The organism is uncultured Xylophilus sp., assembly GCA_913776965.1.
In the GTDB taxonomy this organism is placed as follows: domain Bacteria; phylum Pseudomonadota; class Gammaproteobacteria; order Burkholderiales; family Burkholderiaceae_C; genus Xylophilus.
The window spans coordinates 1-25744 of sequence record CAJYQL010000006.1; the positions used below are offsets into that span (position 1 = coordinate 1).

General features: G+C 68.8%; 25 protein-coding genes and 1 tRNA gene. 16 read left to right on the forward strand and 10 right to left on the reverse strand.

Going from position 1 to position 25744, the window contains the following annotated elements:
• Window positions 1–1437 (forward strand): DNA cytosine methyltransferase (locus tag QZ500_RS00535; protein ID WP_295849569.1); only part of this gene is annotated, 1437 nt, incomplete at its 5' end.
• Window positions 1434–1670: a hypothetical protein gene (locus QZ500_RS00540; protein WP_295849571.1), complete on the forward strand. Its 237-nt coding sequence runs from the start codon at window positions 1434–1436 to the stop codon at window positions 1668–1670. The genes QZ500_RS00535 and QZ500_RS00540, both read left to right, overlap by 4 nt.
• Here QZ500_RS00540 and QZ500_RS00545 read toward each other — a convergent pair.
• The 7 genes from QZ500_RS00545 to cysS form a co-directional block, all read right to left on the reverse strand.
• The gene (locus tag QZ500_RS00545) at window positions 1608–2765 is read right to left on the reverse strand and encodes an integrase arm-type DNA-binding domain-containing protein (RefSeq protein ID WP_295849573.1); all 1158 of its coding nucleotides are present in this window, start codon (window positions 2763–2765) and stop codon (window positions 1608–1610) included. The genes QZ500_RS00540 and QZ500_RS00545 overlap by 63 nt on opposite strands.
• Before the next feature lie 175 nt (window positions 2766–2940).
• Window positions 2941–3033, reverse strand: a tRNA-Ser gene (locus tag QZ500_RS00550).
• A 35-nt stretch (window positions 3034–3068) separates the two neighbouring features.
• A complete protein-coding gene (locus QZ500_RS00555; protein ID WP_295849575.1) occupies window positions 3069–4337 on the reverse strand; it encodes an aspartate kinase in 1269 nt (422 codons plus the stop codon).
• A gap of 41 nt (window positions 4338–4378) precedes the next feature.
• Window positions 4379–5410: a tRNA lysidine(34) synthetase TilS gene (gene tilS / locus QZ500_RS00560; RefSeq protein ID WP_295849577.1), complete on the reverse strand. Its 1032-nt coding sequence runs from the start codon at window positions 5408–5410 to the stop codon at window positions 4379–4381.
• 85 nt (window positions 5411–5495) lie between these two features.
• Window positions 5496–6476 (reverse strand): acetyl-CoA carboxylase carboxyltransferase subunit alpha, encoded by a 981-nt coding sequence (locus QZ500_RS00565; RefSeq protein ID WP_295849578.1) that lies wholly within the window; start codon window positions 6474–6476, stop codon window positions 5496–5498.
• A gap of 55 nt (window positions 6477–6531) precedes the next feature.
• Complete coding sequence (locus QZ500_RS00570) at window positions 6532–7221, reverse strand: DNA-3-methyladenine glycosylase 2 family protein (protein WP_295849580.1); 690 nt, start codon at window positions 7219–7221, stop codon at window positions 6532–6534.
• Between the two features lie 17 nt (window positions 7222–7238).
• Window positions 7239–8615 carry a cysteine--tRNA ligase gene (cysS, locus tag QZ500_RS00575; protein WP_295849582.1) on the reverse strand — a complete coding sequence of 459 codons (1377 nt, stop codon included), beginning with the start codon at window positions 8613–8615 and terminating at the stop codon, window positions 7239–7241.
• Between the two features lie 220 nt (window positions 8616–8835).
• On the opposite strand from cysS, the gene QZ500_RS00580 reads away from it, so the two are divergent.
• The 6 genes from QZ500_RS00580 (at window position 8836) to QZ500_RS00605 (ending at window position 14146) form a co-directional block, all read left to right on the forward strand.
• Window positions 8836–9948 (forward strand): tetratricopeptide repeat protein, encoded by a 1113-nt coding sequence (locus QZ500_RS00580; RefSeq protein ID WP_295849584.1) that lies wholly within the window; start codon window positions 8836–8838, stop codon window positions 9946–9948.
• Window positions 9949–10018: 70 nt separating this feature from the next.
• Window positions 10019–11353, forward strand: coding sequence for a L,D-transpeptidase family protein (locus tag QZ500_RS00585; protein ID WP_295849585.1), 1335 nt, complete (start codon window positions 10019–10021; stop codon window positions 11351–11353).
• Window positions 11353–11943: a peptidylprolyl isomerase gene (locus QZ500_RS00590; protein WP_295849587.1), complete on the forward strand. Its 591-nt coding sequence runs from the start codon at window positions 11353–11355 to the stop codon at window positions 11941–11943. Before QZ500_RS00585 ends, QZ500_RS00590 begins: the two co-directional genes overlap by 1 nt.
• 55 nt (window positions 11944–11998) lie before the next feature.
• Entirely contained in the window at window positions 11999–12505 is a 507-nt protein-coding gene (locus QZ500_RS00595; protein WP_295849588.1) for a peptidylprolyl isomerase, read from the forward strand.
• Window positions 12506–12530: 25 nt separating this feature from the next.
• Window positions 12531–13298, forward strand: a complete 768-nt coding sequence (locus tag QZ500_RS00600; RefSeq protein ID WP_295849590.1) for a UDP-2,3-diacylglucosamine diphosphatase — start codon at window positions 12531–12533, stop codon at window positions 13296–13298.
• An 8-nt stretch (window positions 13299–13306) separates the two neighbouring features.
• Window positions 13307–14146 carry a zinc-dependent peptidase gene (locus QZ500_RS00605; RefSeq protein WP_295849646.1) on the forward strand — a complete coding sequence of 280 codons (840 nt, stop codon included), beginning with the start codon at window positions 13307–13309 and terminating at the stop codon, window positions 14144–14146.
• A 36-nt stretch (window positions 14147–14182) separates the two neighbouring features.
• Here the strand turns inward: QZ500_RS00605 and QZ500_RS00610 are convergent, their stop codons facing one another.
• Window positions 14183–14836 carry a TetR/AcrR family transcriptional regulator gene (locus tag QZ500_RS00610; protein WP_295849592.1) on the reverse strand — a complete coding sequence of 218 codons (654 nt, stop codon included), beginning with the start codon at window positions 14834–14836 and terminating at the stop codon, window positions 14183–14185.
• Window positions 14837–14959: 123 nt separating this feature from the next.
• On the opposite strand from QZ500_RS00610, the gene QZ500_RS00615 reads away from it, so the two are divergent.
• Entirely contained in the window at window positions 14960–15835 is an 876-nt protein-coding gene (locus QZ500_RS00615; RefSeq protein ID WP_295849594.1) for a metal-dependent hydrolase, read from the forward strand.
• A gap of 45 nt (window positions 15836–15880) precedes the next feature.
• Here QZ500_RS00615 and QZ500_RS00620 read toward each other — a convergent pair whose 3' ends face one another.
• Both QZ500_RS00620 and QZ500_RS00625 read right to left on the reverse strand, forming a co-directional pair.
• A complete protein-coding gene (locus QZ500_RS00620) occupies window positions 15881–16405 on the reverse strand; it encodes a C40 family peptidase (protein WP_295849595.1) in 525 nt (174 codons plus the stop codon).
• The gene (locus tag QZ500_RS00625) at window positions 16389–17171 is read right to left on the reverse strand and encodes an SDR family oxidoreductase (protein WP_295849597.1); all 783 of its coding nucleotides are present in this window, start codon (window positions 17169–17171) and stop codon (window positions 16389–16391) included. The genes QZ500_RS00620 and QZ500_RS00625 overlap by 17 nt, the downstream gene beginning before the upstream one ends.
• A gap of 152 nt (window positions 17172–17323) precedes the next feature.
• On the opposite strand from QZ500_RS00625, the gene QZ500_RS00630 reads away from it, so the two are divergent.
• From QZ500_RS00630 to QZ500_RS00660, 7 genes are all read left to right on the forward strand, one after another.
• Window positions 17324–19030, forward strand: coding sequence for an electron transfer flavoprotein-ubiquinone oxidoreductase (locus QZ500_RS00630; protein WP_295849599.1), 1707 nt, complete (start codon window positions 17324–17326; stop codon window positions 19028–19030).
• 144 nt (window positions 19031–19174) lie between these two features.
• Window positions 19175–20161 (forward strand): TRAP transporter substrate-binding protein, encoded by a 987-nt coding sequence (locus QZ500_RS00635; protein ID WP_295849600.1) that lies wholly within the window; start codon window positions 19175–19177, stop codon window positions 20159–20161.
• A gap of 86 nt (window positions 20162–20247) precedes the next feature.
• Window positions 20248–20760: a TRAP transporter small permease gene (locus QZ500_RS00640; protein ID WP_295849602.1), complete on the forward strand. Its 513-nt coding sequence runs from the start codon at window positions 20248–20250 to the stop codon at window positions 20758–20760.
• Window positions 20757–22049 carry a TRAP transporter large permease gene (locus QZ500_RS00645; protein ID WP_295849604.1) on the forward strand — a complete coding sequence of 431 codons (1293 nt, stop codon included), beginning with the start codon at window positions 20757–20759 and terminating at the stop codon, window positions 22047–22049. Before QZ500_RS00640 ends, QZ500_RS00645 begins: the two co-directional genes overlap by 4 nt.
• Before the next feature lie 94 nt (window positions 22050–22143).
• Window positions 22144–24255, forward strand: a complete 2112-nt coding sequence (locus QZ500_RS00650) for an ATP-binding protein (protein ID WP_295849607.1) — start codon at window positions 22144–22146, stop codon at window positions 24253–24255.
• The gene (locus QZ500_RS00655) at window positions 24245–24934 is read left to right on the forward strand and encodes an RluA family pseudouridine synthase (protein WP_295849609.1); all 690 of its coding nucleotides are present in this window, start codon (window positions 24245–24247) and stop codon (window positions 24932–24934) included. The genes QZ500_RS00650 and QZ500_RS00655 overlap by 11 nt, the downstream gene beginning before the upstream one ends.
• A 31-nt stretch (window positions 24935–24965) precedes the next feature.
• Entirely contained in the window at window positions 24966–25730 is a 765-nt protein-coding gene (locus tag QZ500_RS00660; protein WP_295849611.1) for an SDR family NAD(P)-dependent oxidoreductase, read from the forward strand.
• Window positions 25731–25744: the final 14 nt, after the last annotated feature.

The following is a 25744-nucleotide window of genomic DNA, read 5'->3' on the forward strand; positions in this document are numbered from 1 at the left end:
ATCACGCTGGAGAACGTCAAGCAGATCCTGCAGTGGGGCCCGCTGATCGCCAAGCGCTGCAAGGCGACCGGCCGGGTGGTGCGCCTGGACGGCACCGTGGCCGCCGTCGGCGAGCGCGTGCCGGTCGCCCAGCAGCACCTGGTGCCGGACCCGCGGCACGCCGGCCGCTCCTGGCGGCGCTTCGTCGCCGCGCTGCAGGCGCTCGGCTACGCCGTCGACTGGCGCGTGCTGTGTGCGGCCGACTACGGCGCGCCGACCACCCGGCAACGGCTGTTCATGGTCGCCCGGTGCGACGACGCGCCGATCGTCTGGCCCGAGCCGACCCACCATGCGAAGCCGGCGAAGGGTCAGCAGCGCTGGCGGTCGGCGGCCGAGTGCATCGACTGGAGCATCGAGGGCCGCAGCATCTTCGAGCGCGAGAAGCCCCTGGCCGATGCCACCCTGCGGCGGATCGCGCACGGCATGAAGCGCTACGTACTCGACAACGCCGACCCGTTCATCGTGCCGGTGACGCACAGCGGCGGCGTGCGAGTGCGCGACATCCGCGAACCGCTCCGCACGGTCACCACCGCACAGCGCGGCGAGTTCATGATGGCCGCGCCGGTCATGGTGCAGGCCGGCCACGGCCAGGGCACGCCCGAGGCGCCGCGCTGGAGCCACGGCGCGAAGGACATCCGCCAGCCGGTCGGCACGGTGACGGCCAGCGGCGGAGGCCAGGCGGTGGCAGTCGGCTCGCTGGTGCAGATGGGCTATGGCGAGCGGCCCGGCCAGGCACCCCGCGCGCTCGATGTCGGCCAGCCGCTCGGCACTGTTGTCGGCGCCGGCAAGTTCGCCGCCGTCACGGCATTCGTGGAACAGGCGAACGGCGGATTTAACGCGACGCCGGCGCGCGATGCGCGCGAACCGCTGTCCACCTCGACTGCCAGCGGCTCCCAGCAACGACTGGTGACGGCCCACCTGGCGACGCTGCGGCGGAACTGCATCGGGCGCGGCCTGGATGAGCCTGTGCCCACCTCGACGGCCGGTGCAGAGCACCACGCCCTGGTGGAATACCACCTGTCGCCGGACCATGAAGCGAGCGCGCTACGCTGCGCTGCCTTCCTGATCCGCTACTACGGCCAGGGCGGGCAGATCGGCGACCTGTCGGAGCCGATGGCGACCAGCACGACGAAGGACCGCCTCGCGCTGGTCACGGTGTGGCTGCAAGGCTCGCCCTACGTGGTGGTGGACATCTGCCTGCGCATGCTGACGCCGCGCGAGCTGTACAACGCCAACGGGTTCCCGGCCTCCTACATCATCGACCGCGGCCACGACGGGCGAGTTTTCAGCAAGTCCACCCAGGTGCGCATGTGCGGCAACGCGGTACCGCCCCCTCTCGGCCGGGCGGTCATCGCGGCGAACTGGAACAGCCGGCCGGCACTGCGGGAGGCTGCATGACAGAAGCAAAAAAGACCATCGAACCAACCACGCCCGACGTGGTGATCCACCGGCAGGAGCTGTGCAAGGCGCTGGGCGTCGTCAGCGACACACTGCGCCGCTGGATGGCCGCCGGCAAACTGCCGGAACCCGATATCCGCATGAGCCAGAAGACGGTCGGCTGGCGGCTTTCAACCCTTCGCGCGGCCGGCATCAACATCGTCGAGCCAGTCCGCCCAGGCTTGCAGCATTGATCGGCGCTCGGGCAGGTACGCGGCGCGGTTGTAGGCCGCCCGCGTCTTGTCGTCCGGCGCATGGGCGAGCTGCCGCTCGATCGCGTCGGGGTTGTAACCGCGCTCGTTCGCCCAGGTCGAGCCAACAGAGCGCCATCCGTGGCCCGTCATGCGGCCTTTGAATCCCATCCGGTGCAGCAGATAGAGCACCGCGTTTTCCGACATCGGGCGGTCGTTCCGGTGGTCCGCCGGAAACACGTAGTCGCTGCGCGATCGCGCCCTCATCTTCTCTAGCACGGCGAGCGCCTGGCGCGATAGCGGCACGAGGTGGTCGCGGCGCCGCTTCATCTTCCCTTCCGGGATTCGCCACAAGTCCCCCTCGATCTCGCTCCAGACCATATTGCGCAGCTCGACGGTGCGCACCCAGGTCAGAGCCAGGAGCCGGCAGGCCAAGACTGACTGCAGGTCGGGCGACTCCAGCCCGATCCGCTGCATGAACTCGGGCACCTCGGACAGCTCGAGGGCCGCGTGGCTCTCGACCTTCGCGCGACCGAACGCCTTTTCGGTGCGGATCGTCTGCGCGGGGTTGTCGGCGCGGTGGCCCTGCTCGACCGCCCAATCGAATACCTGCGACGCCCACACGCGCGCCCGCCGAACGTAGACATGCAGGCCGGCCGCGTCCATGCGATTCAGCGGGCGCAGTAGGTCATCGCGCGTGATCGTGTCGATGGGCATGCCGCCCAGGTCGGGCTCGATGTGCATGGCGAGTCCGCGCACCGCGTTAAGTCGGTAGCCGGCGCTGATGTCCTTCCGGCCCTCCCAATACGCCGACGCGCATTCCTGAAACGTGGGCACCTTGCGCGCCACCTTGGGCCGCGGGTCGATGCCGTCGAGCAACTTTCGCCGCAGCTCGTCGCGCTTCTGCCGCGCCTCGGCAAGGGTGAGCAGCGGGTACGGGCCGAAGGTGGCCGTCTGCGGCTTTCCGTCAAGCCGGTAGGCCATGCGCCAGGTTTTCGTGGTGGCCGTGACGTGCAGGAATAGGCCGTGGCCGTCGAAAGACTTGCCTGGTTGGGCTTTGCGGCAAGCCGCGTCGGTAAGGGTGTTTGTTGTAGGCATAGGCGGTAGGTTTGCAGCCCTTGCCTACATCGGCACCTACACGACAGCCACGGGAAATGGTGGCGAAATGTCGGAAACGGTGGTGGAACGTCGATCCGGCACGCTGCTAACCCGTTGATTTTGCAACGCCCATACGCAAAAAAGCCCCGAATGTCGGGGCTTTTCTGGGTACTACTGGCGGAAACGGAGGGATTCGAACCCTCGATGAGGCTCTACACCCCATACTCCCTTAGCAGGGGAGCACCTTCGGCCACTCGGTCACGTTTCCAGCAGCTGGCAATTATGCCATCAAGAATGGCCGGTTCAGAGCTTCGGCTGGTCCAAATCGAACGCGCGGTGCAGCGCGCGCACGGCCAGCTCCATGTACTTCTCGTCGATCACCACCGAGGTCTTGATCTCGGAAGTGGAGATCATCTGGATGTTGATCCCCTCCTCGCTCAGCACGCGGAACATCTTGCTCGCGACCCCGACGTGGCTGCGCATGCCGATGCCGACGATGCTGACCTTGCAGATCTTCGCGTCGCCAACCACTTCCGACGCGCCCAGGCTCGGCAGGACCTTGTCCTTGAGCAGGTCGATCGTCTTCGCATAGTCGTTGCGATGCACCGTGAAGCTGAAGTCGGTCGCGCCGTCCTTGCTCAGGTTCTGGATGATGACGTCCACCTCGATGTTGGCGTCGGCCACCGCACCCAGGATCTGGTAGGCGATGCCGGGCTTGTCGGGCACGCCCAGGACGGAAATCTTCGCTTCGTCGCGGTTGAACGCGATGCCGGATACGACGGCTTGTTCCATGTGTTCGTCTTCCTCGAAAGTGATCAGGGTGCCGGACGCGGCTTCCTCGGCGATGTCGATGTCCCAGGGCGTGAAGCTCGACAGCACCCGCAGCGGGACCTTGTACTTGCCGGCGAATTCCACCGACCGGATCTGCAGCACCTTGGAGCCGAGCGAGGCCATTTCGAGCATTTCCTCGAAGCTGACCTTGTCGAGCCGGCGCGCCTCGGGCACGACGCGCGGGTCGGTTGTGTATACGCCGTCCACGTCGGTGTAGATCAGGCACTCGGCCGCCTTCATGGCGGCCGCCACGGCGACTGCCGAGGTGTCGCTGCCGCCCCGGCCGAGCGTGGTGATGTGGCCGTGCTCGTCGATGCCCTGGAAGCCGGTGACGATCACCACCTTGCCGGCTTCCAAGTCCTTGCGGACCCGCAGGTCGTCGATCGATTCGATGCGTGCCTTGGTGTAGGCGCTGTTGGTGCGGATCGGCACCTGCCAGCCGGCGTAGCTCACCGACTCCAGGCCTTCGGTCTGCAGCGCGATCGCGAGCAGTGCCGACGAGGCCTGCTCGCCGGTGGAGGCGAGCATGTCGAGTTCGCGGCTGTACGCGTCGCCCGGCTTGGCCGGCGCGAGTTCCTTGGCGAGGCCGAGGAGCCGGTTGGTTTCGCCGCTCATGGCGCTCGGCACCACCACCATCTGGTGGCCGGCGCGCGCCCACTTGGCGACCCGCTTGGCGACGTTGCGGATGCGCTCGGTGGAGCCCATCGACGTGCCGCCGTATTTGTGAACGATCAATGCCATCGGAAGGAAGGAAAAGCAGGAGAGCGCAAGAAGCGCGCGCGTCAGGCGCGGGGCGCGACGGGACCGTCGTTTTGGGGCGCCGGGTCTTCCTGTGCAGGAGGGGAAGCCAAAACCGCGGGATTGTACCAACCGAGCCGGTCGCCCTCGCGATGCACCATGCCCACGCCGACCTTGATCGCGATGCGGTGGCCGCGGGTCGTGCAGGCGGCGATCTGGCGTTGCAATTCGGCGAGCTGAACCGTGTCGGGCGTGGTGCCGTGCGCCTCCCGCAGCCAGCGGCGCACGACCATCGCCTGTCGGGGAGCGGAGAGCCGCTGCAGCGCCTGAAGAATCGGAGGCGAGCCGACATGGGCCAGATCGGCCGCGGCCACCTCGTCGAGCACGGCCTGCGCCTCCGCCGCATGGCGCGCACTGCGGGCGAACGTGGCGCGGAACTGCGGCAGCGCGGCGGCGAGCGCCGGCAGCACCTGCGCGCGGATGCGGTTGCGGGTGAAACGGGTGTCGACGTTGCTCGGATCCTCGATCCAGTGCAGGCCCCGCGCCTCTGCCCATGCACGCACCCGATTGCCCGGCACGTCGATCAGCGGCCGGTGGTAGTCGATGCCGTCGCGCTGCCAGTGGCGCCGCATGCCCGCCAGTCCGGCGATGCCGCCGCCCCGCGACAGGGCCAGCAGCACCGTTTCGACCTGGTCGTCGGCATGCTGGGCCAACGCTATGCTTTTAATAGCTGGATGCGCAGGCTGCTCTTGCGCAAACCGGTCAAAAGCATCATAACGCGCCCGCCGCGCCGCATCTTCCGGGCTGGCGCCCGGCTGGGCCCGGGCATCGACATGCAACACCTGCAGCGGCACACCGAGCATCGCGCAGGTCTGCTCGCATCGCGCCACGAACCGGTCGGCGGCCGCCTGCAGGCCGTGGTGCACATGCACCGCCTGCACCTGCCCGGGCCAGCGGGCAGCGCAGGCCGCGAGCAGCGCGGTCGAGTCCGCACCGCCGCTGAAGGCCACGGCCAGCGGCAACGCGGGCGAAAAGGCCGCGATCGCCCGGTCGACGGGGTCTACGGGATGGGGCATCGGTGTGGATGGCAAGGTCCTGGAACGACAACGCCCGCGGGCCCGGAGCACGCGGGCGCGAAGAACCGGCCGGGGTCGCAGCGCCTTACTTGCTGCTTTCGGCCTTCACGTCGTTGAACCGGCCATAGCTCTGCAGACGCGCATAGCGACGGTCCAGCAGTTCGGCGGTCTTCAGGTCCGACACCTGGCGGAACGCCTCGCCGAGCCCGCGTTTCAGGAACGCGGCCATCTGCTTGTGGTCCCGGTGGGCGCCGCCGACCGGCTCGCTGACGATCTTGTCGACCAGGCCGAGCGCCTTCAGGCGATGCGCGGTGATGCCCAGCGCGTCGGCCGCATCCTGCGCCTTCTCGCTGGTCTTCCAGAGGATCGACGCGCAACCCTCGGGGCTGATCACCGAATACACCGAGTACTGCAGCATCAGCACCTGGTCGGCCACCGAGATCGCCAGCGCGCCGCCGGAGCCGCCTTCGCCGATGATGGTGGTGATGATCGGCACCTCCAGCTGCGCCATCTCGAAGATGTTGCGACCGATCGCCTCGGACTGGCCGCGCTCCTCGGCATCGATGCCGGGATAGGCGCCGGGCGTGTCGACGAAGGTGAAGACCGGCAGGCCGAACTTCTCGGCGGTCTTCATCAGGCGCAACGCCTTGCGGTAGCCCTCGGGCTTGCTCATGCCGAAGTTGCGCAGGCCGCGTTCCTTGGTGTCGCGCCCCTTCTGCTGGCCGATCACCATGCAGGCGTGGCCGTTGAAACGGGCCAGGCCACCGACGATCGACAGGTCGTCTGCGAAGTGGCGGTCGCCGTGCATCTCGATGAAGTCGGTGAAGATTTCCTTCACGTAGTCGAGCGTGTAGGGCCGCTCCGGATGCCGGGCGATCTTGGTGATCTGCCAGGGCGTCAGGTCGCTGTAGATGTCTTTGGTGAGCTGCTGGCTCTTCTTGCCGAGCTGGCCGATCTCTTCGGAGATATCGACCGCCGATTCGGTCTGGACGTAGCGCAGCTCTTCGATCTTGCTCTCGAGTTCGGCGATGGGCTGCTCGAAGTCGAGGAATGTTTTCTTGGCCAAAGCCTTGCTCCTAGGAAAGGGCGCGCATCCGGGAACCGGTGCGGCAGCGGTCGCGTCAGTAGGCGACGGGCAGCGGGTCGAGCGACCGCCAAATATACCAAGTCGCCACGCTGCGGTAGGGCGTCCAGGCGGCCGCGACCTCCCGTGCATCGCTGCGGCTGACCGGATCGCCCGAGAAATAGTTTCGGCTGATGCCGGCGATCAATCCGGCGTCGTCCAGCGGCAGGACGTCCGGCCGCATCAGGTGGAAGATGAGGAACATCTCGGCCGTCCAGCGGCCGATGCCGCGGATCGCGACCAGCTCCGCGATGATCGCCTCGTCGTCCATCGACTCCCAGGACTTCACATGCACCGCACCGTTGTCGAAGTGCAGCGCCAGGTCCACGATGTATTCGACCTTGCGGGCCGACAGGCCGGCCGCGCGCATGTCGTCGACCTTCAGCTTGAGCACGTTGGCCGCGGTCATGCGCCGCGGCAGTTTCGCGAAGCGCTCCCAGACCGCCTGCGCCGCCTTGACCGAGATCTGCTGGCCGACGATGCTGCGCGCCAGGGTGGTGAACGCATCGCCGCGCGACTCCAGGCAGATGTCGCCGAACTGCGGGATCAGCCGCTTCATCACCCGATCGCGGGCGACGAGGTGATCGCAGGCTTCGGCCCAGTACGCAGGGCGCTTCAGCACCGGCGCAGCGGGCGCTTTCTTCTTCGCAGGCGCTTCCACCGTCGGCTCCTCCTCCAGGGCAGGCATGGTTCCGCTGAAATCCATCACGCGGCTGCCTCCCAAGTGGTTCCGGCGCTCGTGTCTTTCAGCACGATACCCTGCCCGAGCAATTCCTGCCGGATCCGATCGGCTTCAGCGAAGTCGCGGGCCTGCTTGGCCGCGGCGCGCTGCGCTATCAGCGCCTGGATCGCCGCCGCGTCCAGCGCGGTGCCGCCCTGCAGGAACGCACGCGGGTCACCCTGCAGCAGGCCGAGCGTGCCGGCCAGCGCCTTCAGGAGCGCGGCCGACCCGGCCGCACCGGTGCGGTTCACCTCGCCGGCGAGGTCGAACAGCACCGCGATCGCCTCGGGCGTGTTGAAGTCCTCGTCCATCGCCGCCCGGAACCGTGCGGCCTGGGGCTGCGTCCAGTCGATCGCGGTATCGCCGGCCGGGGCTACGCGGTCGAGCGCGGTGTAGAGCCGCTTCAGCCCGCCGCGGGCGTCGCGCAGGTGGGCATCGCTGTAGTTGAGCGGGCTGCGGTAGTGGGTCCGCACGATGAAGAAACGCAGCGTCTCGGCGTCGAACTGCTGCAGCACCTCGCGGATGGTGAAGAAGTTGCCGAGCGACTTCGACATCTTCTCGTCGTCCACGTTGACGAAGCCGTTGTGCATCCAGGTCTTCGCCAGCGGCACGCCGTGGGCGCCCTCGCTCTGCGCGATCTCGTTCTCGTGGTGCGGGAACGCCAGGTCGGCACCGCCGCCGTGGATGTCGAAGGTCTCGCCGAGCAGCGCGCAGGCCATCGCCGAGCATTCGATATGCCAGCCCGGCCGGCCGGGACCGTAGTCGCTCGCCCACTGGACGTCCGCCGGCTCGGTCGGCTTGGCGGCCTTCCACAGGACGAAATCGAGCGGATCCTCCTTGCCCTCGGCGACCGCCACGCGCTCGCCCGCCTGCAGCTCGTCGAGCGACTTGCCCGAGAGCTTGCCGTAGCCGGGAAAACGGCGCACCGCATAGTTCACGTCACCGCCGGCGCGGTAGGCGAGCCCGCGGGATTCCAGCGTGCGGACCAGGTCCAGCATCTGCGGCACGTAGTCGGTGGCACGCGGATCGTGGGTGGGCCGTGCGATGCCGAGCGCGTCGAAGTCCTCGTACATCGCCGCGACCATGCGGTCGGTAAGCTGGCGCACCGTCTCGCCGTTCTCCACGGCGCGCCGGATGATCTTGTCGTCGATGTCGGTGATGTTGCGCACGAAGGTCACGCGCCAGCCCTGCACCTGCAGCCAGCGCTGCACCAGGTCGAACGCCACGTTGGCACGCGCGTGGCCGATGTGGCAGTAGTCGTAGACGGTGATGCCGCACACATACATGCGGACATGGCCGGGCTCGATCGGCGAAAACTCCTCCAGGGCACGCGACAGCGTGTTGTAGATGCGCAGGGTCATGGAATCTCGGGGAACGGCCGTGCCGTCCTGGTCGCAGGACGGAGGCCACTCCGGTACAACGGGAACGGACAGGAGAACGGTGGGGAATGCGGGGGACGTACCGGCTGCGCGACGCCTGCGTGGGCGGGGCCTACGGCTACAATCCGCCGCAGTATAAAGCCCCCTCAGGCCGCCGCGCCGGGCTTCTCGTCCCCTCCGTTGTCCCTTTCCCCGAGGCCGTATGAAACCTGGCGCAGCCGCCCCCCGTCCGCTTTTCCGAACCCTGGCTGCGGCTGCGATCGCCGGGATTTTTCTCGCGGGCCCGGCCCATGCGGACGACTACTCCGACGTCACCCAGCTGGTGCGCGCCGGCAAGCTCGCCGATGCCCAGGCCCGTGCCGACAAATACTTGGCCGGCAACCCGCGCGATCCGCAGATGCGTTTCCTGAAGGGCGTGATCCAGACCGAGTCCGGAAAGCAGGGCGACGCGATCGCCACCTTCACCGCCCTCACCCAGGAATTCCCCGAGCTGCCCGAGCCGTACAACAACCTGGCGGTGCTCTACGCCAACCAGAAGCAGTACGACAAGGCGCGCACCGCCCTGGAAATGGCGATCCGCACCAACCCCAGCTACGCCACCGCCCACGAGAACATGGGCGACGTGTACGCCAAGCTGGCGAGCCAGGCGTATGCCAAGGCGCTGCAGCTCGACGCCGGCAACACCGCGGTGCCGCCGAAGCTCGCACTGATCCGCGAACTGTTCTCGCCGGCACCGGCCCGCGCGACCCGCACCAGCGCCGCAGCGCCGGCCCCGACCACGAAGGCGCCCGCCGCAGCACCCACGCCGATGCCGGCACCTCCGCCGCCTGCCCCGCCGGCTCCGGCGCCTGCCCCGACGCCGGCTCCCACCCCTGCCCCTGCCCCTGCCCCGGCACCTGCGGCACCCGCACCCGCCCCGACCCCGGCGCCCACACCGGCTCCGGCGCCCGCGCCCGCTGCCGAAGCCCCGTCGCGTGCGCAGGCGGAAGAGGTGGAAGCCGCCGTGCGCGCCTGGGCCGCGGCCTGGGCCGAACGCGACATGAAGGACTATCTCGCCGCCTACGGCCGCGACTTCAGCCCGCCGGGCAAGCAGACCCGCGCAGCCTGGGAAGCAGAGCGCCGCGCCCGGATTCTCGGCAAATCGAAGATCAAGGTCGGCATCAGCGACCTGAACGTGAAGGTCGACGGCAGCAAGGCCACCGCCCGCTTCCGTCAGGACTACAGCGCCGACGCGCTCAACGTGACGAGCCGCAAAACGCTGGAAATGGTGAAGTCCGGGGGAACCTGGGTGATCGTGCGCGAATCCACTGGCTGACCGTCCCGTCCGTTTCCGGCTGCCGCCCGCCGACCCGGGCGGCATTTTCTTTTTCGTGACCGTTTCTTCTATGCTGTTTCGCGCCGCCACGCCGTGGCTGCCACGCCTGCCCGCCGGCCTGCTCGCACTGCTGCTCGCGGCCACGGCCCTGCCGTCCGCCGCCCGCGACGACGGGGCGCGCACCGCACGCAAGAAGGCAGCGGTCGCAGCGACGGCGGCGGCTGCCGCCGGTACGGCGATCGCCGCCCCGTCGTCCAGACGGACCCGCGCAGATACCGCCGGCGATGCCCAGAAGGACGGCGAAGCCGAAGCCCGGCTGATCGCCGTCTACCGGCTCATCGGCCAGGGCGACGGTGCAGGCGCGCTCGCCGAAGCGGAGAAACTGGCCCGCGACTATCCGACCTTCCAGCTCGGCCAGCTGGTCTACGGCGACCTGCTCGCGCTGCGGGTGCGGCCGGTCCGCATGCTCGGCGATATTCCCGACGATTCCAGCCGCGATGCGCCGGCCCTGGCCGCCCTGCGGCACGAGTCCGCGATGCGGCTCAAGGCGCTGCGCGAGCGGCCGCCGTCCGGCACGGTGCCCTCGCAGTTCGTGCAGATCGCCGGCAGCAGCCGCCATGCGATCGCGGTCGATGCATCGCGTTCCCGGCTCTATTTGTTCGAGAACGGCCCCCAGGGTCTGACGCTGCTCGCGGACTACTACATCTCGGTCGGCAAATCCGGCATCGAGAAGTCGCTGGAGGGCGACATGCGCACGCCGCTCGGCGTGTACTACATCACCGGCAACCTCAACCCGCGGTCGCTGAAGGCGTTCTACGGTGCCGGCGCACTGCCGATCAACTACCCCAACCCCTACGACCTGCGGCGGGGCAAGACCGGCAGCGGCATCTGGCTGCACGGCACACCGAACGAGCAGTTTTCCCGCGCACCGCTGTCGACCGACGGCTGCGTGGTGATCGCCAACCCGGACCTGCGCCGCATCCTGCGCACGGTGGAGCCCCGCGCCACGCCGGTCGTGATCGCCGAGCGGCTCAACTGGGTCGCGCCGCCTGCGGCGAAGTCGGCGGCGCAGGGATTCGAGTCGGCCTTCGCTGCCTGGCGCACCGCGAAATCCGGCGGCGACCTGGTCCGCACGATCGGCTACTACACCAGCGACTTCAACAGCTACGGCAAGACACTGACCGACTGGACAGCGGTGGTACAACAGGACATGGCCCGCGCCAAGGGGCAGCCGCTGCAGACCAAAGACCTCACCTTCCTGCGCTGGCAGGACGGCAGCTCCGAGACGATGGTCGTCACCTTCGGCGAAGTGCCCGAAGGCGCGAAGACCGGCCCGGTCCGCCGCCAGTACTGGCTGCAGCAGGGCGGGCAGTGGAAGATTTTCTTTGAAGGAACCATCGGCTGATGAACACACCGTTTTTCCCGTCCTCGCGCCGTGTGGCCGGTCTGCTGCTGCTCGCGGGCGCCTTGGCCGGCGCCGGCGCATCGGCCCAGACCGCATCCCCGCGCGTCAAGCTCGCCACCTCCGAGGGCGACATCGTGCTCGAGCTGAACGCGTCCAAGGCACCGAAGACGGTCGACAACTTCCTGCAGTACGTACGCGACAAGCACTACGACGGCACCGTGTTCCACCGCGTGATCGACGGCTTCATGATCCAGGGCGGCGGCTTCGGACCGACCCTGCGCGAGAAGCCCGCCCGCGCGCCGATCGCCTTCGAAACCACCGGCTTGAAGAACGACCGCGGCACCATCGCGATGGCCCGCACCAGCAACCCGAATTCCGCGACGGCGCAGTTCTTCATCAACGTGAAGGACAACGCGATGCTCAATCCGCCGAATCCGGACGGCTACGGCTACGTGGTGTTCGGCAAGGTGGTGTCGGGCATGGACGTGGTCGACAAGATCCGTACGGTCGCGACCGACAGCCGCGGGCCGCACCAGAACGTGCCGGTGCAGCCGGTGACCATCAACGCCGCGACCGTCGTGGCGCCCTGAGGGCTGCGGCCCTCGTCTCCTACCTCTTTTCCTCCTGTTTCTCCGAAGGATCTCCATGAGCCAACCCAAAGTCGAACTGCACATCCAGAACCACGGCGTGATCACGCTCGAACTCGACGCCGACAAGGCGCCGAAGTCGGTCGCCAATTTCCTGGCCTATGTCCAGAAGGGCCACTTCGACAACACGATCTTCCACCGCGTAATCCCCGGCTTCATGATCCAGGGCGGCGGCTTCACGCCCGGCATGGACCAGAAGCCGACCGATGCGCCCATCGAGAACGAAGCCAACAACGGCCTGAAGAACGAGAAGTACACCGTGGCGATGGCACGCACCAATGCGCCGCACTCGGCGACCGCCCAGTTCTTCATCAACGTGAAGAACAACACCTTCCTCAACCACACCGCGCCTTCGGCCCAGGGCTGGGGCTACGCCGTGTTCGGCAAGGTGGTCGACGGCACCGACATCGTCGACAAGATCGAAGGCGTGAAGACCGGCCGCAAGGGTTTCCACGACGACGTACCGCAGGAAGACGTGGTGATCGAGAAGGCCGTGGTGGTCTGACGCGTCGCGACGCGCCGCGTTTCCCATGCAGTCGACCGTGCCGCCGGTGGCCGAGCTTGTCGCTCCGCCCGCCTGGCGCACGGTCGATGTCGTTTCCGACATCCATCTGCAGGCCGGCGACCGCCGCACCGCGGACGCCTTCCTGCGCTACCTGCAGGACACCCCGGCCGATGCGCTGTTCCTGCTCGGCGACGTATTCGAGGTCTGGATCGGCGACGACGCGGCCACCCCCGGCAGCTTCGAAGCGGACTGCGCCGCGGCGCTGTGCACCGCCTCGGCCCGAGTCGCCCTCTTCTTCCAGCCGGGCAACCGCGACTTTTTGCTCGGCGCGGATTTTCTGGCGCGCAGCGGCATGGCACCGCTCGCCGATCCGACGGTCCTGGCCCTGCACGGCCGGCGGTGGCTGCTGACGCACGGCGATGCGCTCTGTCTGGGCGACATCGACTACCAGCGTTTCCGCGCCGATGTCCGCAGTCCGGCCTGGCAGCAGGCGTTCCTCGCCCGCCCCCTGGCGGAACGCCGCGCCATCGCGCGCGGCTTGCGCAGCGAGAGCGAGGCCCGCAAGGCGTCGGGCGCCGACTACGCCGATGCCGATCCGCTGGCGGCCGACGCATGGCTGGCCGCTGCCGGCGCCGATACGCTGATCCACGGCCATACCCACCAGCCGGCCGACCACCGCATGGCCGGCGGCCAGACCCGGCACGTCCTGCCGGACTGGGACCTGTCGGCCGACCCGCCTCGCGCCGGCCTGCTGCGCATCGAGCACGGCGTGGTGCGCCGTCTGGCGCCGTGAGCCCCGCCATGGGCCTGTGGCAGCGGCTGCGCGCGCGGTGGCAGGCGCCCGCCGTGTTGCGGGCGGCACCCGCCATCCCCGACGCCCTGTGGCACGAGACGCTGGCCCGCTGGCCGTTCCTGGCCGCGGCCACCCCGGACAGCGCACGGCTGCGCGCCCTCGCCGACGCTTTTCTCGCGCAGAAGGAATTCCATGGCGCGCACGGACTGGAGGTGACCGACGCGATGGCGGTGGCGATCGCCGCGCAGGCCTGCCTGCCGCTGCTGCACCTCGGCCCGCCGGCCGAAGCGCTGGGCTGGTACGACGACTTCGTCGGCATCGTCGTGCATCCGGGCGAGGCTGTGGCGCGGCGCGAGTTCACCGACGAGAGCGGCGTGGTCCACCACTACGACGAGGTGCTCGCCGGCGAGGCGATGGAGCGCGGCCCGGTGATGCTCAGCTGGCCCGACGTCGAGGCCGCGGGCGGGCCGGAGGCGGAAGGCTACAGCGTGGTGATCCACGAATTCGTCCACAAGATGGACATGCGCAACGGCCCGGCCGACGGCTGTCCGCCGCTGCCGCCCGGCTTCCTCGGCACGAGCGGTCCACGGGCGGCACGCGCTGCCTGGCTCGCCGTGCTGGAGCCAGCCCACGAAGCATTCCGCGAACAGGTCATCATCGCCGAGCGTTTCGGTGGCGCCGAGCCGTGGCTCGACCCGTACGGCGCCGAATCGCTGTCGGAGTTCCTGCCGGTGGCCTGCGAGGCCTACTTCGTGCGCCCCGCGCGGTTCGCACAAGAATTCCCGACGCTGCCGCCGCTGTTCGACGCCTTCTTCCGACCGGCGCGTCATCCGCTATCGAATAGATAGCAAGCTGCGCAAATCCCACCTGCGCAAACGGCACTTTTACGCCTCGATGGCCAACAATCCGCATACCAGGCGGACCAGCTCGTCCTCGAACGCCGGCGTGCCGAGCAGCGGCGAATCTTCCAGCGACGCACTGCGGATCACGCCCATGACCGCGCGCGTCGCGACGAACATCATCACCGGTGTCGGCGGGCGCACGCCCGGCGCATCACCGGCCGCGATCAGCTGCGCCAGCGCCGTCGCGTTCCGGTCCGCACCTTCGCGCAGCGCCTGCGTGATGTTGTCATGGTGGTCGATCCGCCAGGCCATGCGGATGAAGGCGCGCCGCGGCCGCGAGGTGCCGCCGAAGGCCTGCACCAAGAGCGCGACCAGTTCGCGCACCGCCTCGCGGACCGGCCAGCGCTCGGCCACCGCGCGGTCGAGCATCGCCTGCAGGTCCTGCTGGGTCCGGTCGCGCTGGCGGCCGATCATCGCGAGCAGGATGGCCTCCTTCGAAGGGAAGTACTGGTACAGCGTGCCGATGGAAAAGCCGGCCTTTTCGGCGATGCGGTTGGTGGTCAGGGCGCCCTCGCCGTCGGATTCCACAATCTGAGCAGTGGCGGCGAAGATGGTCTCGATCGTGCGCTGCGCCCGGGCCTGCACCGGCTGTTTGCGCATGCGGGGCGCGGGCTGCGCATCGTGGGGCGTCTTCATCGCAGGGCCTCCGAAAAACTGAGCACAAGGCGAGTAGCCGCCCTGCGCCAAAACTGAATAATGCTCAGAAACGGGCGCCGGCTCAAGCCCACGCCCTCGTCAGCCTCAGCCAGGAGACCCGCCATGCACGACCTGACCCCCGCCCCCGAACGCCTGCTGATCCGCAAGCTGGAGATCGACCTGAAGCGCGGCTTCGGCCGCCACTGGCACGGCGGCGACGTGTTCCGCACCCAGTTCTTCAATGCGCTGTCGATGAGCTTCCCGGTCGGCGAGCAGTTCTTCATCGACGCCGTCCGCGAGGCCGCCAAGCTGCTGCCCGACACGGCGGAAGGCGCTGCGCTGCGAGAGACCGTGAGCGGCTTCGTCGGCCAGGAGGCGACACACCGCCACATCCACGGCCTCTACAACGCGCACCTCGAGAAGCAGGGCCTGGACAACCAGTGGCAGCACTGGGCCGAGGCCCGCCTGGCACGGATGCGGGCGCGCTGGCCCGACATGGACAAGCGCCACGCGCTGGCCGCGACCTGCGCCTTCGAGCACCTCACCGCCCTGCTCGCCGACGGCACGCTGCGCCATGACCGCTGGCTCGAAGGCGCCGAGCCCGACATGCAGGTGCTCTGGCGCTGGCATGCGGCGGAAGAGACCGAGCACCGCGCGGTCGCGTTCGCCGTCTACCGCGCGCTCGGCGGCGACGACCGCTGGCGCCGCCGGTGGTACGTGTACGTCTGCCTCACCTTTCTGCGCGATGCGACGCGGCAGACGCTGCTCAACCTGCGCCGCGACGGCACCCTGTGGCGGCTCGCGACCTGGCGCGAGGCGGCGAGCCTGTTCTTCGGCCGCGACGGCCTGCTGTGGCGCACCTGGCGGCCTGCGCTCGCCTACTTCCGGCGCGACTTCCACCCCGACCGCGAGACCGCGCAGCCGACGGCCCAGGCGCTGGCACGCGACTGGCTCGCGGCCCATGCGATGCGCTTCCGGGTGGTCGGCGGGCCGCGCTGATCTGCTGCGGCGTCGGCCGCCGTGCGGACCGCCGGGCGCGTCCGTTCAGGGCCGCCGCACGGCGACGGTCTGCCGCACCCAGTACGGGGCATTCAGGCGGTCGAGCCGGACCGTGCCGCCGGTCGAGGGCGCATGCACGAAGCGTCCGCCACCGACGTAGATGCCGGCGTGGGTCGGCGTGACGCGGCCGAACAGCACCAGGTCGCCGGTGCGGGCTTCGGTCAGTTCGGCCGGCGCGCCGAAGCCGGCCAACTGGGCGGTAGTCCGCGGCGGCGCAAGGCCGGCACGGCTGCGGTACACATAGCCGATCAGGCCGCTGCAGTCGAAACCGCCCTCGGGCGTGTTGCCGCCGTAGCGGTAGGGCGTGCCGACCAGGCCGAGCGCATGGATCGCGATGTCGCTCGCCTGCTCCACGCTGAGCGGCGCATAGACGGTCTCCCGCGGTCGCCGCGGCGACGGTCCGGCGCACCCGGCGAGCCCTGCGGCGCCCGTGGTGAGCATGGCGAGCCACCGCCGCCGCGACAGTGCGTCTGCCGCGCCGATACCGCCGCACTCAGAGGGCGAATCCATCGTCCGCCGCGATCACCGCGCCGTTGACGAAATGGCTCTGGCCGCTCGCGAGCATCACCAGCAGCGCGTCCAGATCTTCCGGCGTGCCCAGCCGCTTGCGCGGCAGCATACCGATCAGCTTCCTGCCCTGTTCGGTTTCCCAGTGGTGGTGGTTGATCTCGGTGTCGATGTAGCCCGGGCAGATCGCGTTGGCGGTGATGCCCCAGCGGCCCCATTCCACCGCCATCGCCCGCGTCATCTGCACCACGGCGGCCTTGCTCATGCAGTACACGCCGATCTGCGGCAGCACCTTCAGCCCCGCCATCGACGCGATGTTGATGATCCGCCCGCCGGTGAAGCTGCCCGGTGCAGCGCCTTGCGCACGGGCCAGCATTCGCTTGCCGACCTCCTGCGCGACGAAAAAGGCGCCGCGCACGTTGGTGGCGAAGACGAAGTCGAAATCCTCCTCCCGCACGTCCTGCAGCCGCTGGGTGGTGGAGACGCCCGAGTTGTTGACCAGGATGTCGATCGAGCCGACCTCGGTCTCGGCACGCGCCACCGCCGCCTGGATGCTGGCGCGGTCGGTCACGTCGCAGGCGACCACATGGGCGCTGCCGCCCTCGCCCTCGATCCGTGCGCGCAGTTCCTTCAGCCGGTCGGTGCGGCGGCTCGCCAGCACCACGTCGGCCCCGGCACGCGCCAAGGTCTGCGCGAACTGCGCGCCGAGTCCGCTCGATGCACCGGTGACGAAGGCCACGCGGCCGGATAGATCGATGGTGTAGGCCATGGGGTTCCTTGTTGGAGGTCCGGCGCCGCCGCGAGGGCGCGGGCCGGCACGGGTCAGGTAGGCGGTACCGCCGCATAAAATCGGTCGCATATCCGACAGGCGCGCCGCGGCGTGCCGGTCAGAATTCATTATCACGATCGAGACTCTGCCGCATGACCCACGACGAAATCCTGAGCACCTATGGCCCCCGCGAAGCGATGGAGTACGACGTCGTCGTGGTCGGCGGCGGACCGGCCGGCCTGTCCACCGCGATCCGGCTGAAGCAGCTCGCCGCCGAGCAGGAAAAGGAGGTCTCGGTCGTCGTGCTGGAAAAGGGTTCCGAGCCGGGTGCGCACATCCTGTCGGGCGCGATCATGGACCCGCGTGCGCTCACCGAATTGATTCCCGACTGGAAGCAACGCGGCGCACCGCTGAACCAGCCGGTGACCGAGGACGCCTTCCTTTTCATGGGCGAGAAAAGCGCGATCCGCACGCCCAACTTCCTGCTGCCGCACTGCTTCCACAACGACGGCAACTACATCGTCAGCCTCGGCAACGTGACGCGCTGGCTCGCGCAGCAGGCCGAGGAGCTCGGTGTCGAGATCTTCCCGGGCTTCCCGGCGGCCGAAGTGCTCTACAACGACGACGGCTCGGTCCGTGGCGTGGCGACCGGCAACATGGGCGTCGGCAAGGACGGCGAGCCGACCGAGAATTTCCAGCTCGGGATGGAGTTGCACGCGAAGTACACCGTCTTCGCCGAGGGCTCGCGCGGCCACCTGGGCCGGCAGCTGATCGAGAAGTTCCACCTCGCCAAGGACAGCGACCCGCAGAGCTACGCGATCGGCATCAAGGAACTGTGGGAGATCGACCCGGCGCGCCACCAGCCGGGCCTGGTGCTACACGGCGCCGGCTGGCCGCTCGACGCCGATACCTACGGCGGCGGCTTCCTCTACCACGCCGAGGACAACAAGGTCATCGTCGGCTTCGTCGTGGGGCTGGACTACCAGAACCCGTACCTCAGCCCGTTCGAGGAATTCCAGCGCTACAAGACGCACCCGAACATCCGCTACTACTTCGACGGCGACGAGGCCCACGGCATCCGACCCGCCAAGCGGATCAGCTACGGCGCCCGCGCGATCACCGCCGGCGGTCTGCTCGCGCTGCCGAAGACGGTGTTTCCGGGCGGTGCGCTGGTCGGCTGCGAGGCGGGCTACCTGAACGTGAGCCGCATCAAGGGCAGCCACTCGGCGATCAAGACCGGCATGCTGGCCGCCGAGGCCGCGTTCGATGCACTGCAGGCCGGCAGGCAGCACGACGAACTCGTCGACTATCCGGAAGCCTTCCAGAAAAGCTGGCTGCGCGAGGAACTGGAGAAGGACCGCAACTTCAAGACCTGGTTCAAGAAGGGCCGCGCCGTCGGCAGCATCATGACCGGCATCGAGCAGAAGCTGCTCGGCGGCAACATCCCCTGGACGATCCACCGCCGCGAAGCGGACCATGTGCGGCTGAAGCCGGCCTCGTCGTTCAAGACGATCCGCTATCCGAAGGCCGACGGCGTGCTGACCTTCGACCGCCTCTCCAGCGTCTTCGTGAGCAACACGAACCACGAGGAGAACCAGCCGGCCCACCTGACGCTGAAGGACCCGACGGTCCCGACGCGCATCAACCTGCCGGTCTACGCCGGCCCGGAACAGCGCTACTGCCCGGCGGGCGTGTACGAATACGTGCCGGACGAGGCCGCGGGCGAAGGCAAGGAACGCCTGCAGATCAACGCGCAGAACTGCGTGCACTGTAAGACCTGCGACATCAAGGACCCGACGCAGAACATCGTCTGGGTCACGCCGGAAGGCGGCGGCGGGCCGAACTATTCGGGCATGTGATCGGCGGCCGACAGGCCGCGTTCGTCCCTACAAGCCGGATCGCACGATCCGGCTTTTTTGTTGCACCGCCGCACCCACGAAAACCCCGATGCCGTCGGACTGCGCTATCCAGATAATGCGACGACCTTTCATCCAGGAGATCGCATGACCCGCCTTCCGCGCGCCGCCCTCGCGGCCGCCATCGCCCTCGCCATGGGCTCCGCCGCCGGTGTGGCACAGGCCCAGACGACCACGCTCAAGATCGGCTACGCCACCTCCAAGGAATCGCACTACGGCGTCGGCTCCACCGTCTTCTGCGACGAAGTCGAGAAGGGCACGCAAGGCCGCTACAAGTGCCAGCACTTTCCCAATTCGGCGCTCGGCGGCGAGCGCGAGCAGATCGAGGCGATCCAGTTCGGCACGCAGGACCTGCTCAACACCTCCACCGGTCCGGTCGGCAACTTCGTGCCGGAGATGAAGATCGTCGACCTGCCCTTCCTGTTCCGCGACTACGACCACGCCCGCAAGGTCATGGACGGCCCGATCGGCCAGGACCTGCTGACCAAATTCCCGGCCAAGGGCATCATCGCGCTCGCCTGGACCGAGAACGGCTTCCGGCAGATGACCAACAGCAAGCGCGACATCGTCAAGCCCGACGATGCCAAGGGCCTGAAGATGCGCACCATGGAGAACAAGGTGCACATGGACGGCTACCGCACCTTCGGCATCCTGCCGACGCCGATGGCCTTCCCCGAACTCTTCGGCGCGCTACAACAGGGCACCGTGGACGGCCAGGAGAACCCGATCCCCGTGATCCTCTCGGCCAAGTTCTCGCAGGTGCAGAAGCACCTCTCGCTGACCAACCATGTCTACTCGCCCGCCCTGCTGCTGCTGTCGCCCAAGGTGTGGAACAAGCTGAGCGACGCCGACAAGAAGGTGTTCGTCGAGGCCGCTAAGAAGGGTGCCGCTGCCCAGCGCAAGAAGGTCAACGACGACGAGGCGAACGGCCTGGCGCAGCTCGAGAAAGAAGGCGTGAAGGTCACCCGCACCGTCGACGGCGCGGCCTTCCGCAAGGCGATCGAGCCGGCCTACGTCTCCTACGCCAAGGAATTCGGCGAAGCCAACATCAAGAAGATCCAGGACGTGAAGTAAGCGGCATCCGTGCCGCGTCCTGCCCGGCAGCCCTCCTGCGGCCGCCGGGCTTTTTCGCTTTTTCCACCCCCGTTTCGTTCCCCACCGTGAAGAAGCTCGAACACCTGTTCCTCTCCGCCAACCGCTGGGCGCTGATCCTGCTCCTGGCGTCCATGTCGGTCATCATCTTCGTCAACGTGGCGCTGCGCTACCTCACCAACGCCTCGCTCGAATGGGCCGAGGAGGTCGCCCGCCACATGATGATCTGGCTCACCTTCCTCGGCGCAGGCCCCGTCCTGCGCTACGGCGGCCACATCGCGGTGGAGAACCTGCAGGACGCCCTGCCCGCAGCCGGCGGCATCGCCCTGCGTGCGGTCGTCGCAGCGCTGCTCTTCGCCTTCTTCGGCTTCATGGTCTGGTACGGCTGGCTCTACATGCAGCGCACCATGTTCCAGATGACCGCCGTCACCCAGATCCCGTTCGCCTACATCTACAGCGCGATGGCGATCGGCGGCGTGCTGCTGATCGTGCACTTCCTGCTGATCGTGCGCGACTACGTGCTGTACCGTCGATTCCCGTCGGATGCCCACTTCGACGCGACCGCGAGTGCCTCGCTATGAACGCGAGCGTCATCCTCATCTGCTCGGCCTGCGCGTTCCTCGCGATCGGGGTGCCGGTGGCCTTTGCGCTCGGTCTCGCGACGGCCGTGACCCTGATCTTCGCCGAGAGCTATCCGCTCCTGGTGCTGCTGAAGGAGACCTTCACCGGCATCGACAGCTTCCCGCTGATGGCGGTGCCGTTCTTCATCCTGGCGGCAGAGCTGATGAGCGGCGGCTCGCTGACCGAGGTGCTGCTGCGCTTCGCGGGCCAGTTCGTCGGCCACAAGCGCGGCGGGCTGGGCTACACCAACGTGGTGTCGCTGACCTTCTTCTCGGGCATCTCGGGCTCGGCGCTGGCGGACGCGGCAGGGCCGGGCTCGATGCTGATCCGGATGATGGACAAGGCCGGCTACGGCCGCGCCTATGCGGCAGCGCTCACCGCGTCGACCGCGATCGTCGGGCCGATCATTCCGCCGTCGATCATCATGATCATCTACGCGCTGCAGGACGAGAGCGTGTCGGTGTCCTCCCTCTTCGTGGCGGGGATCGTGCCGGGCATCCTGATCGCGGTCGCCATGTGCATCGTGAACTACCGGGTGTCGAAGGCCCGCAACTACCGTGGCGACGGGCAGCTGCCTTCGCTGCGGGAGATCGCAGCGACGACCTGGAAGGCGCTGCCGGCGATCCTGCTGCCGGTGGTGATCCTGGGCGGGATGCGGGCGGGCTGGTTCACGCCGACGGAAGCGTCGGTGGTGGCGGTGTTCTATGCGCTCCTGTGCGGCAAGTACGTCTACCGGACGCTGCAGTGGAAGGCGGTGCCCGACATCCTGGCGCGCTCGGCGCTGCTGTCGGCCTCGGTGCTGATCATCATCGGGCTGTCGGCGTCGTTCGCCTGGGTGCTGACGATCGAGGGGATTCCGCAGATGCTGGCGGAGTGGCTGATCTCGATGAACCTGTCGCCGTGGATGTTCTTGGTGTTCGTGAACATCTTCCTCCTGCTCTTCGGGATCTTCATCGAGCCGCTGCCGGGGGTGATGGTGCTCGCGCCGATCCTCGCGCCGGTGGCGATCAAGCTGGGGGTGGACCCGGTGCACTTCGCGATGATCGTGATTTTCAACCTGACGCTCGGGATGATCACGCCGCCGGTGGGCGGGCTCTTGTTCGTGACCTGCAACGTCTCGAAGGTGCCGATGACGGACCTGGTGCGGGAGCTGGTGCCTTTCCTCTGGGCCCACGGCGTGGTGCTGGTGCTGCTGACCTTCGTGCCGGCGATCTCCACCTGGCTGCCCAGACTCTGGGGGTTCAAGTGACGGGCGCTCTCGTCCGCTGACACGCCGCGCCGTGCAGGCGCACAATCCGGCGACCGGCGCTCACCCAGCGCCTGTCGCCGTTTCTCTTTTTCCCATGGCCAAAGCATCGCAGCGCACATCCCGCACGCTCCCATCCCCGCGCCCTCCTGCGGCCGACGACCGGCAGACCGCGCTGGCCCGCCGGGTCGCGGAGCTGGAAGCCGAAATCACCGTGCTGCGGTACAGCCATGCCGCGGCCGAAGGGGCGTCCGAACGCTTCGAGGCCCTGTTCGCGAGCGTGCCGCTGGCCCTGATGGTGGTGGACGAGCACGACATGGTGGTCCAGGGCAACGCCATGGCCCACCGGATGTTCCAGCCGGGCGAGCGCGACCGGCCGCTGACCTCGCTCCTGCCCTTCGTCAGCCGCGGCCACGTCGCCAAAGTCACGCATGCCTTCGCCGAAGCGCGCCGGCAGGGGCACAGCGAAACATCGGAAGTCGTGTTCACCATCGGCGAGAACAGCACCATCACCGGCGACCTGCACATCCGCCGCGTCGACGACGCACCCGACCCGGACGGCGCGGTCGATGGCATGCAGTTCATCTGTGCGGTGGTCGACCAGGGTCCGCTGCTCGCCGAGCGCCGGGCATTGCAGCAAAGCGCGATGGCCCTGCACGAACGCAACGAACTGCTCTTCGCCGGCGAGCGCAGGCTGGAGGCCGTCATCAATTCGGCGCTGGACGCGATCATCTGCGTGGATCAGCACCAGCGGATCACGGTGTTCAACCCGACGGCCGCTGCGCTGTTCCAGTGCAGCGCCGCGGATGCGCTGGGCAGCCCGCTCGAGCGGTTTTTGCCGGATGCCGCGCAGGCACTCGCCTTCGCGCAGATTTCGACCCAGGCGATGCTCGGCGAGCGCTCGGCCCGCACCGCGAGCGGGCGGGAACTGTCGGTCGAGGTGAGCGTGTCCTTCGAGCGGCACAGCGCCGGAGAGACGACCACCGTCTTCGCGCGCGACCTGACCGGCCGCAAGAAAGCCGAAGCGCACCGCGCCCTGCTTGAAGCCCAGCTGCGCGAGTCGCAGAAGATGCAGGCGATGGGCACGCTCGCCGGCGGCATCGCCCACGACTTCAACAACATCCTGAGCGCGATCCTCGGCAACGTCGACCTCGCGCGTACCGACGCGGCCGACCGCCCGGCCGCGCTGGAAAGCCTGGACGAGATCGGCAAGGCCGGCCGGCGCGCGCGCGACCTGGTCCGGCAGATCCTGACCTTCAGCCGCAACGAGCCGACGCAGCGCGCGCCGGTCGCGCTGGCCGCGGTGGTGGACGAGACCGAGCGGCTGCTGCGCGTCACGCTGCCGCCGCAGATCGAACTGCGCATCGCGATGGCCGACCCGCTGCCGCATGTGATGGCCGACGCGACGCAGGTCGAGCAGGCGCTGCTGAATCTCTGCACCAACGCGATCCATGCGATCGGCGAGCAGCGCGGCACCGTGCTGGTCGAGGCCGCCGCCGCGCATCCGGACCCGCGGCTCTGCGAACGCCTGGGCCTGGCGCCCGGCGAATACGCGACCCTGTCGGTGCGCGACACCGGCTCCGGCATGGACGAGGCTACGCTGGCCCGCATCTTCGAGCCCTTCTTCACCACCAAGGTGGTGGGCCAGGGCACCGGCCTCGGCCTGGCGGTGGTGCACGGCGTGATGCGCACCCACCAGGGCGTGGTGGACGTGCAGAGCACGCCCGGCCACGGCAGTACCTTCACCCTGTATTTCCCGGCCGCTGCCGCCCCGCAAAGCGTGCCGCAGGCCCCCGATGCGCGGCGCGATCCGCCCGCGGCCGCCGGCGCCGGCCGGCATGTGATGTACGTCGACGACGACACCGCGCTGGTCTTCCTGGTCGAGCGGCTGCTGCGCCGCCGGGGTTTCCGGGTCACCGGCTTTTCCGATCCGCACCACGCCGAACAGGCGCTGCGCGACGATCCGGCTGCCTGGGACCTGCTGGTCACCGACTACAACATGCCCGGCTACAGCGGGCTGGATCTGGCCCGGCAGGCACGGGCGATCCGGCCCGACCTGCCGGTGGCGCTCGCGTCGGGCTACGTGACGGCCGAGATCGAGGCGGCAGCGCAGGCCGAAGGCGCCCGGGCGCTGATCCACAAGCCCAACGATGTGGAGGAGCTCTGCGCCACGGTGCAGCGGCTGGTGATGGGCGACGATGGCCGCTGACGCCGGTCCGGGCGACCCGGGCCACAAGGGCGACATCATCCTGTGGGCCGACGCCCATCTCTGCATCGTCGACAAACCCGCCGGCCTGCTCTGCGTGCCGGGGCGCGGCGAGGACAAGCAGGACTGCCTGAGCGCGCGTCTGCAGGCGCTCGATGCCGCAGCACGGGTGGTGCACCGGCTCGACATGGTCACCTCGGGACTCGTCGTGTTCGCCCGCAGCGCGGAAGCCCAGCGGCGACTGAGCGACGCCTTCGCACGGCGTGCGGTGGACAAGCGCTACGAGGCCGTCGTGCAGGGATGCCCCGTCGCCGACGGAGGGGACACCGACGGCTGGCACACGATCGACCTGCCGCTTGCGGCCGATTGGCCGCGCCGGCCGCTGCAGAAGGTCGACCCGGTGCATGGCCGACCCAGCCGCACCCGCTGGCGCAGCCTCGGCCACGATGCGGCGGCCGACCGCAGCCGCCTGCTGCTCGCGCCCGAGACCGGCCGCACCCACCAGCTGCGGGTGCATCTGCAGGCGCTCGGCCACCCGATCTGCGGGGATGCGCTGTACGGTCTGGCGGTCGCCGCGCAGGCGCCGGCCGACCCGCGGCTCCTGCTCCACGCCACGCGGCTGGACTTCGCCCACCCGATCACCGGGGCACCGCTGACGTTCGACAGTCCGGCGCCGTTCTGACGGCCGGGGGCCGACCGCCTACCATGCGACCATGACCTCCCCTGCTGCCTCCCTCACCATCCTCACCGGCGCCTCGCGCGGGCTCGGCCGCGCCCTCGCAGAACGTCTGCTGCAGCCCGGCCATCGCTTGATCTGCATGTCGCGCTCGACCGACGAGGTGCTGCGCGCATTGGCCGACACCGCCGGTGCGCCGCTGGAACAATGGACGCAGGACCTTGCCGATGCCGACGGCGCCGCACAACAGTTGCGGATATGGCTCGACCGTCAGTCACCGGACGTTTGGACCGACGCCACGCTGATCAACAACGCCGGCACCATCCCGCCGGTGGTGCCGCTGCGGGAAGCCCGGGCCGACGACACCCGGTTCGCGCTGCGGGTGGGATTGGAAGCGCCGCTGCTGCTGACGTCCGCGTTCCTGGGCGCGACCCGCGCATGGCAAAGCCGGCGCAAGGTCCTCAACATCTCGTCGGGTCTCGGCCGGCGGCCGATGGCGTCGCAATCGGCCTACTGCACCGCCAAGGCCGGCATGGACATGTTCACCCGCTGTGCGGCGCTGGACGAAGCGCAGCAGCCGAACGGCGCCCGCCTGTGCTCGCTGGCGCCCGGCGCGATCGACACCGACATGCAGGTGCAGCTGCGCAGCGCCGATGCTGCAGGCTTTCCCGACCGCAGCCGCTTCGAGGCGCTGCATGCCGGCGGCCAGCTGACCTCGCCCGCCGACGCGGCGGACCGGGTGCTGGCCTATCTGGCCCGCGCCGATTTCGGCGCCGAGCCGGTGGCCGACGTGCGGGGCTGACGCCGGCCCCGCGC

Bases quoted from the DNA above. Each gene is read 5' to 3' on its own strand.
- QZ500_RS00540 (WP_295849571.1), top strand. From the start codon at position 1,434: ATGACAGAAGCAAAAAAGACCATCGAACCAACCACGCCCGACGTGGTG.
- QZ500_RS00545 (WP_295849573.1), bottom strand. From the start codon at position 2,765: ATGCCTACAACAAACACCCTTACCGACGCGGCTTGCCGCAAAGCCCAA.
- QZ500_RS00555 (WP_295849575.1), bottom strand. From the start codon at position 4,337: ATGGCATTGATCGTTCACAAATACGGCGGCACGTCGATGGGCTCCACC.
- tilS (WP_295849577.1), bottom strand. From the start codon at position 5,410: ATGCCCCATCCCGTAGACCCCGTCGACCGGGCGATCGCGGCCTTTTCG.
- QZ500_RS00570 (WP_295849580.1), bottom strand. From the start codon at position 7,221: ATGCCTGCCCTGGAGGAGGAGCCGACGGTGGAAGCGCCTGCGAAGAAG.
- cysS (WP_295849582.1), bottom strand. From the start codon at position 8,615: ATGACCCTGCGCATCTACAACACGCTGTCGCGTGCCCTGGAGGAGTTT.
- QZ500_RS00580 (WP_295849584.1), top strand. From the start codon at position 8,836: ATGAAACCTGGCGCAGCCGCCCCCCGTCCGCTTTTCCGAACCCTGGCT.
- QZ500_RS00585 (WP_295849585.1), top strand. From the start codon at position 10,019: ATGCTGTTTCGCGCCGCCACGCCGTGGCTGCCACGCCTGCCCGCCGGC.
- QZ500_RS00590 (WP_295849587.1), top strand. From the start codon at position 11,353: ATGAACACACCGTTTTTCCCGTCCTCGCGCCGTGTGGCCGGTCTGCTG.
- QZ500_RS00595 (WP_295849588.1), top strand. From the start codon at position 11,999: ATGAGCCAACCCAAAGTCGAACTGCACATCCAGAACCACGGCGTGATC.
- QZ500_RS00600 (WP_295849590.1), top strand. From the start codon at position 12,531: ATGCAGTCGACCGTGCCGCCGGTGGCCGAGCTTGTCGCTCCGCCCGCC.
- QZ500_RS00605 (WP_295849646.1), top strand. From the start codon at position 13,307: ATGGGCCTGTGGCAGCGGCTGCGCGCGCGGTGGCAGGCGCCCGCCGTG.
- QZ500_RS00610 (WP_295849592.1), bottom strand. From the start codon at position 14,836: ATGAAGACGCCCCACGATGCGCAGCCCGCGCCCCGCATGCGCAAACAG.
- QZ500_RS00615 (WP_295849594.1), top strand. From the start codon at position 14,960: ATGCACGACCTGACCCCCGCCCCCGAACGCCTGCTGATCCGCAAGCTG.
- QZ500_RS00620 (WP_295849595.1), bottom strand. From the start codon at position 16,405: ATGGATTCGCCCTCTGAGTGCGGCGGTATCGGCGCGGCAGACGCACTG.
- QZ500_RS00625 (WP_295849597.1), bottom strand. From the start codon at position 17,171: ATGGCCTACACCATCGATCTATCCGGCCGCGTGGCCTTCGTCACCGGT.
- QZ500_RS00630 (WP_295849599.1), top strand. From the start codon at position 17,324: ATGACCCACGACGAAATCCTGAGCACCTATGGCCCCCGCGAAGCGATG.
- QZ500_RS00635 (WP_295849600.1), top strand. From the start codon at position 19,175: ATGACCCGCCTTCCGCGCGCCGCCCTCGCGGCCGCCATCGCCCTCGCC.
- QZ500_RS00645 (WP_295849604.1), top strand. From the start codon at position 20,757: ATGAACGCGAGCGTCATCCTCATCTGCTCGGCCTGCGCGTTCCTCGCG.
- QZ500_RS00650 (WP_295849607.1), top strand. From the start codon at position 22,144: ATGGCCAAAGCATCGCAGCGCACATCCCGCACGCTCCCATCCCCGCGC.
- QZ500_RS00655 (WP_295849609.1), top strand. From the start codon at position 24,245: ATGGCCGCTGACGCCGGTCCGGGCGACCCGGGCCACAAGGGCGACATC.
- QZ500_RS00660 (WP_295849611.1), top strand. From the start codon at position 24,966: ATGACCTCCCCTGCTGCCTCCCTCACCATCCTCACCGGCGCCTCGCGC.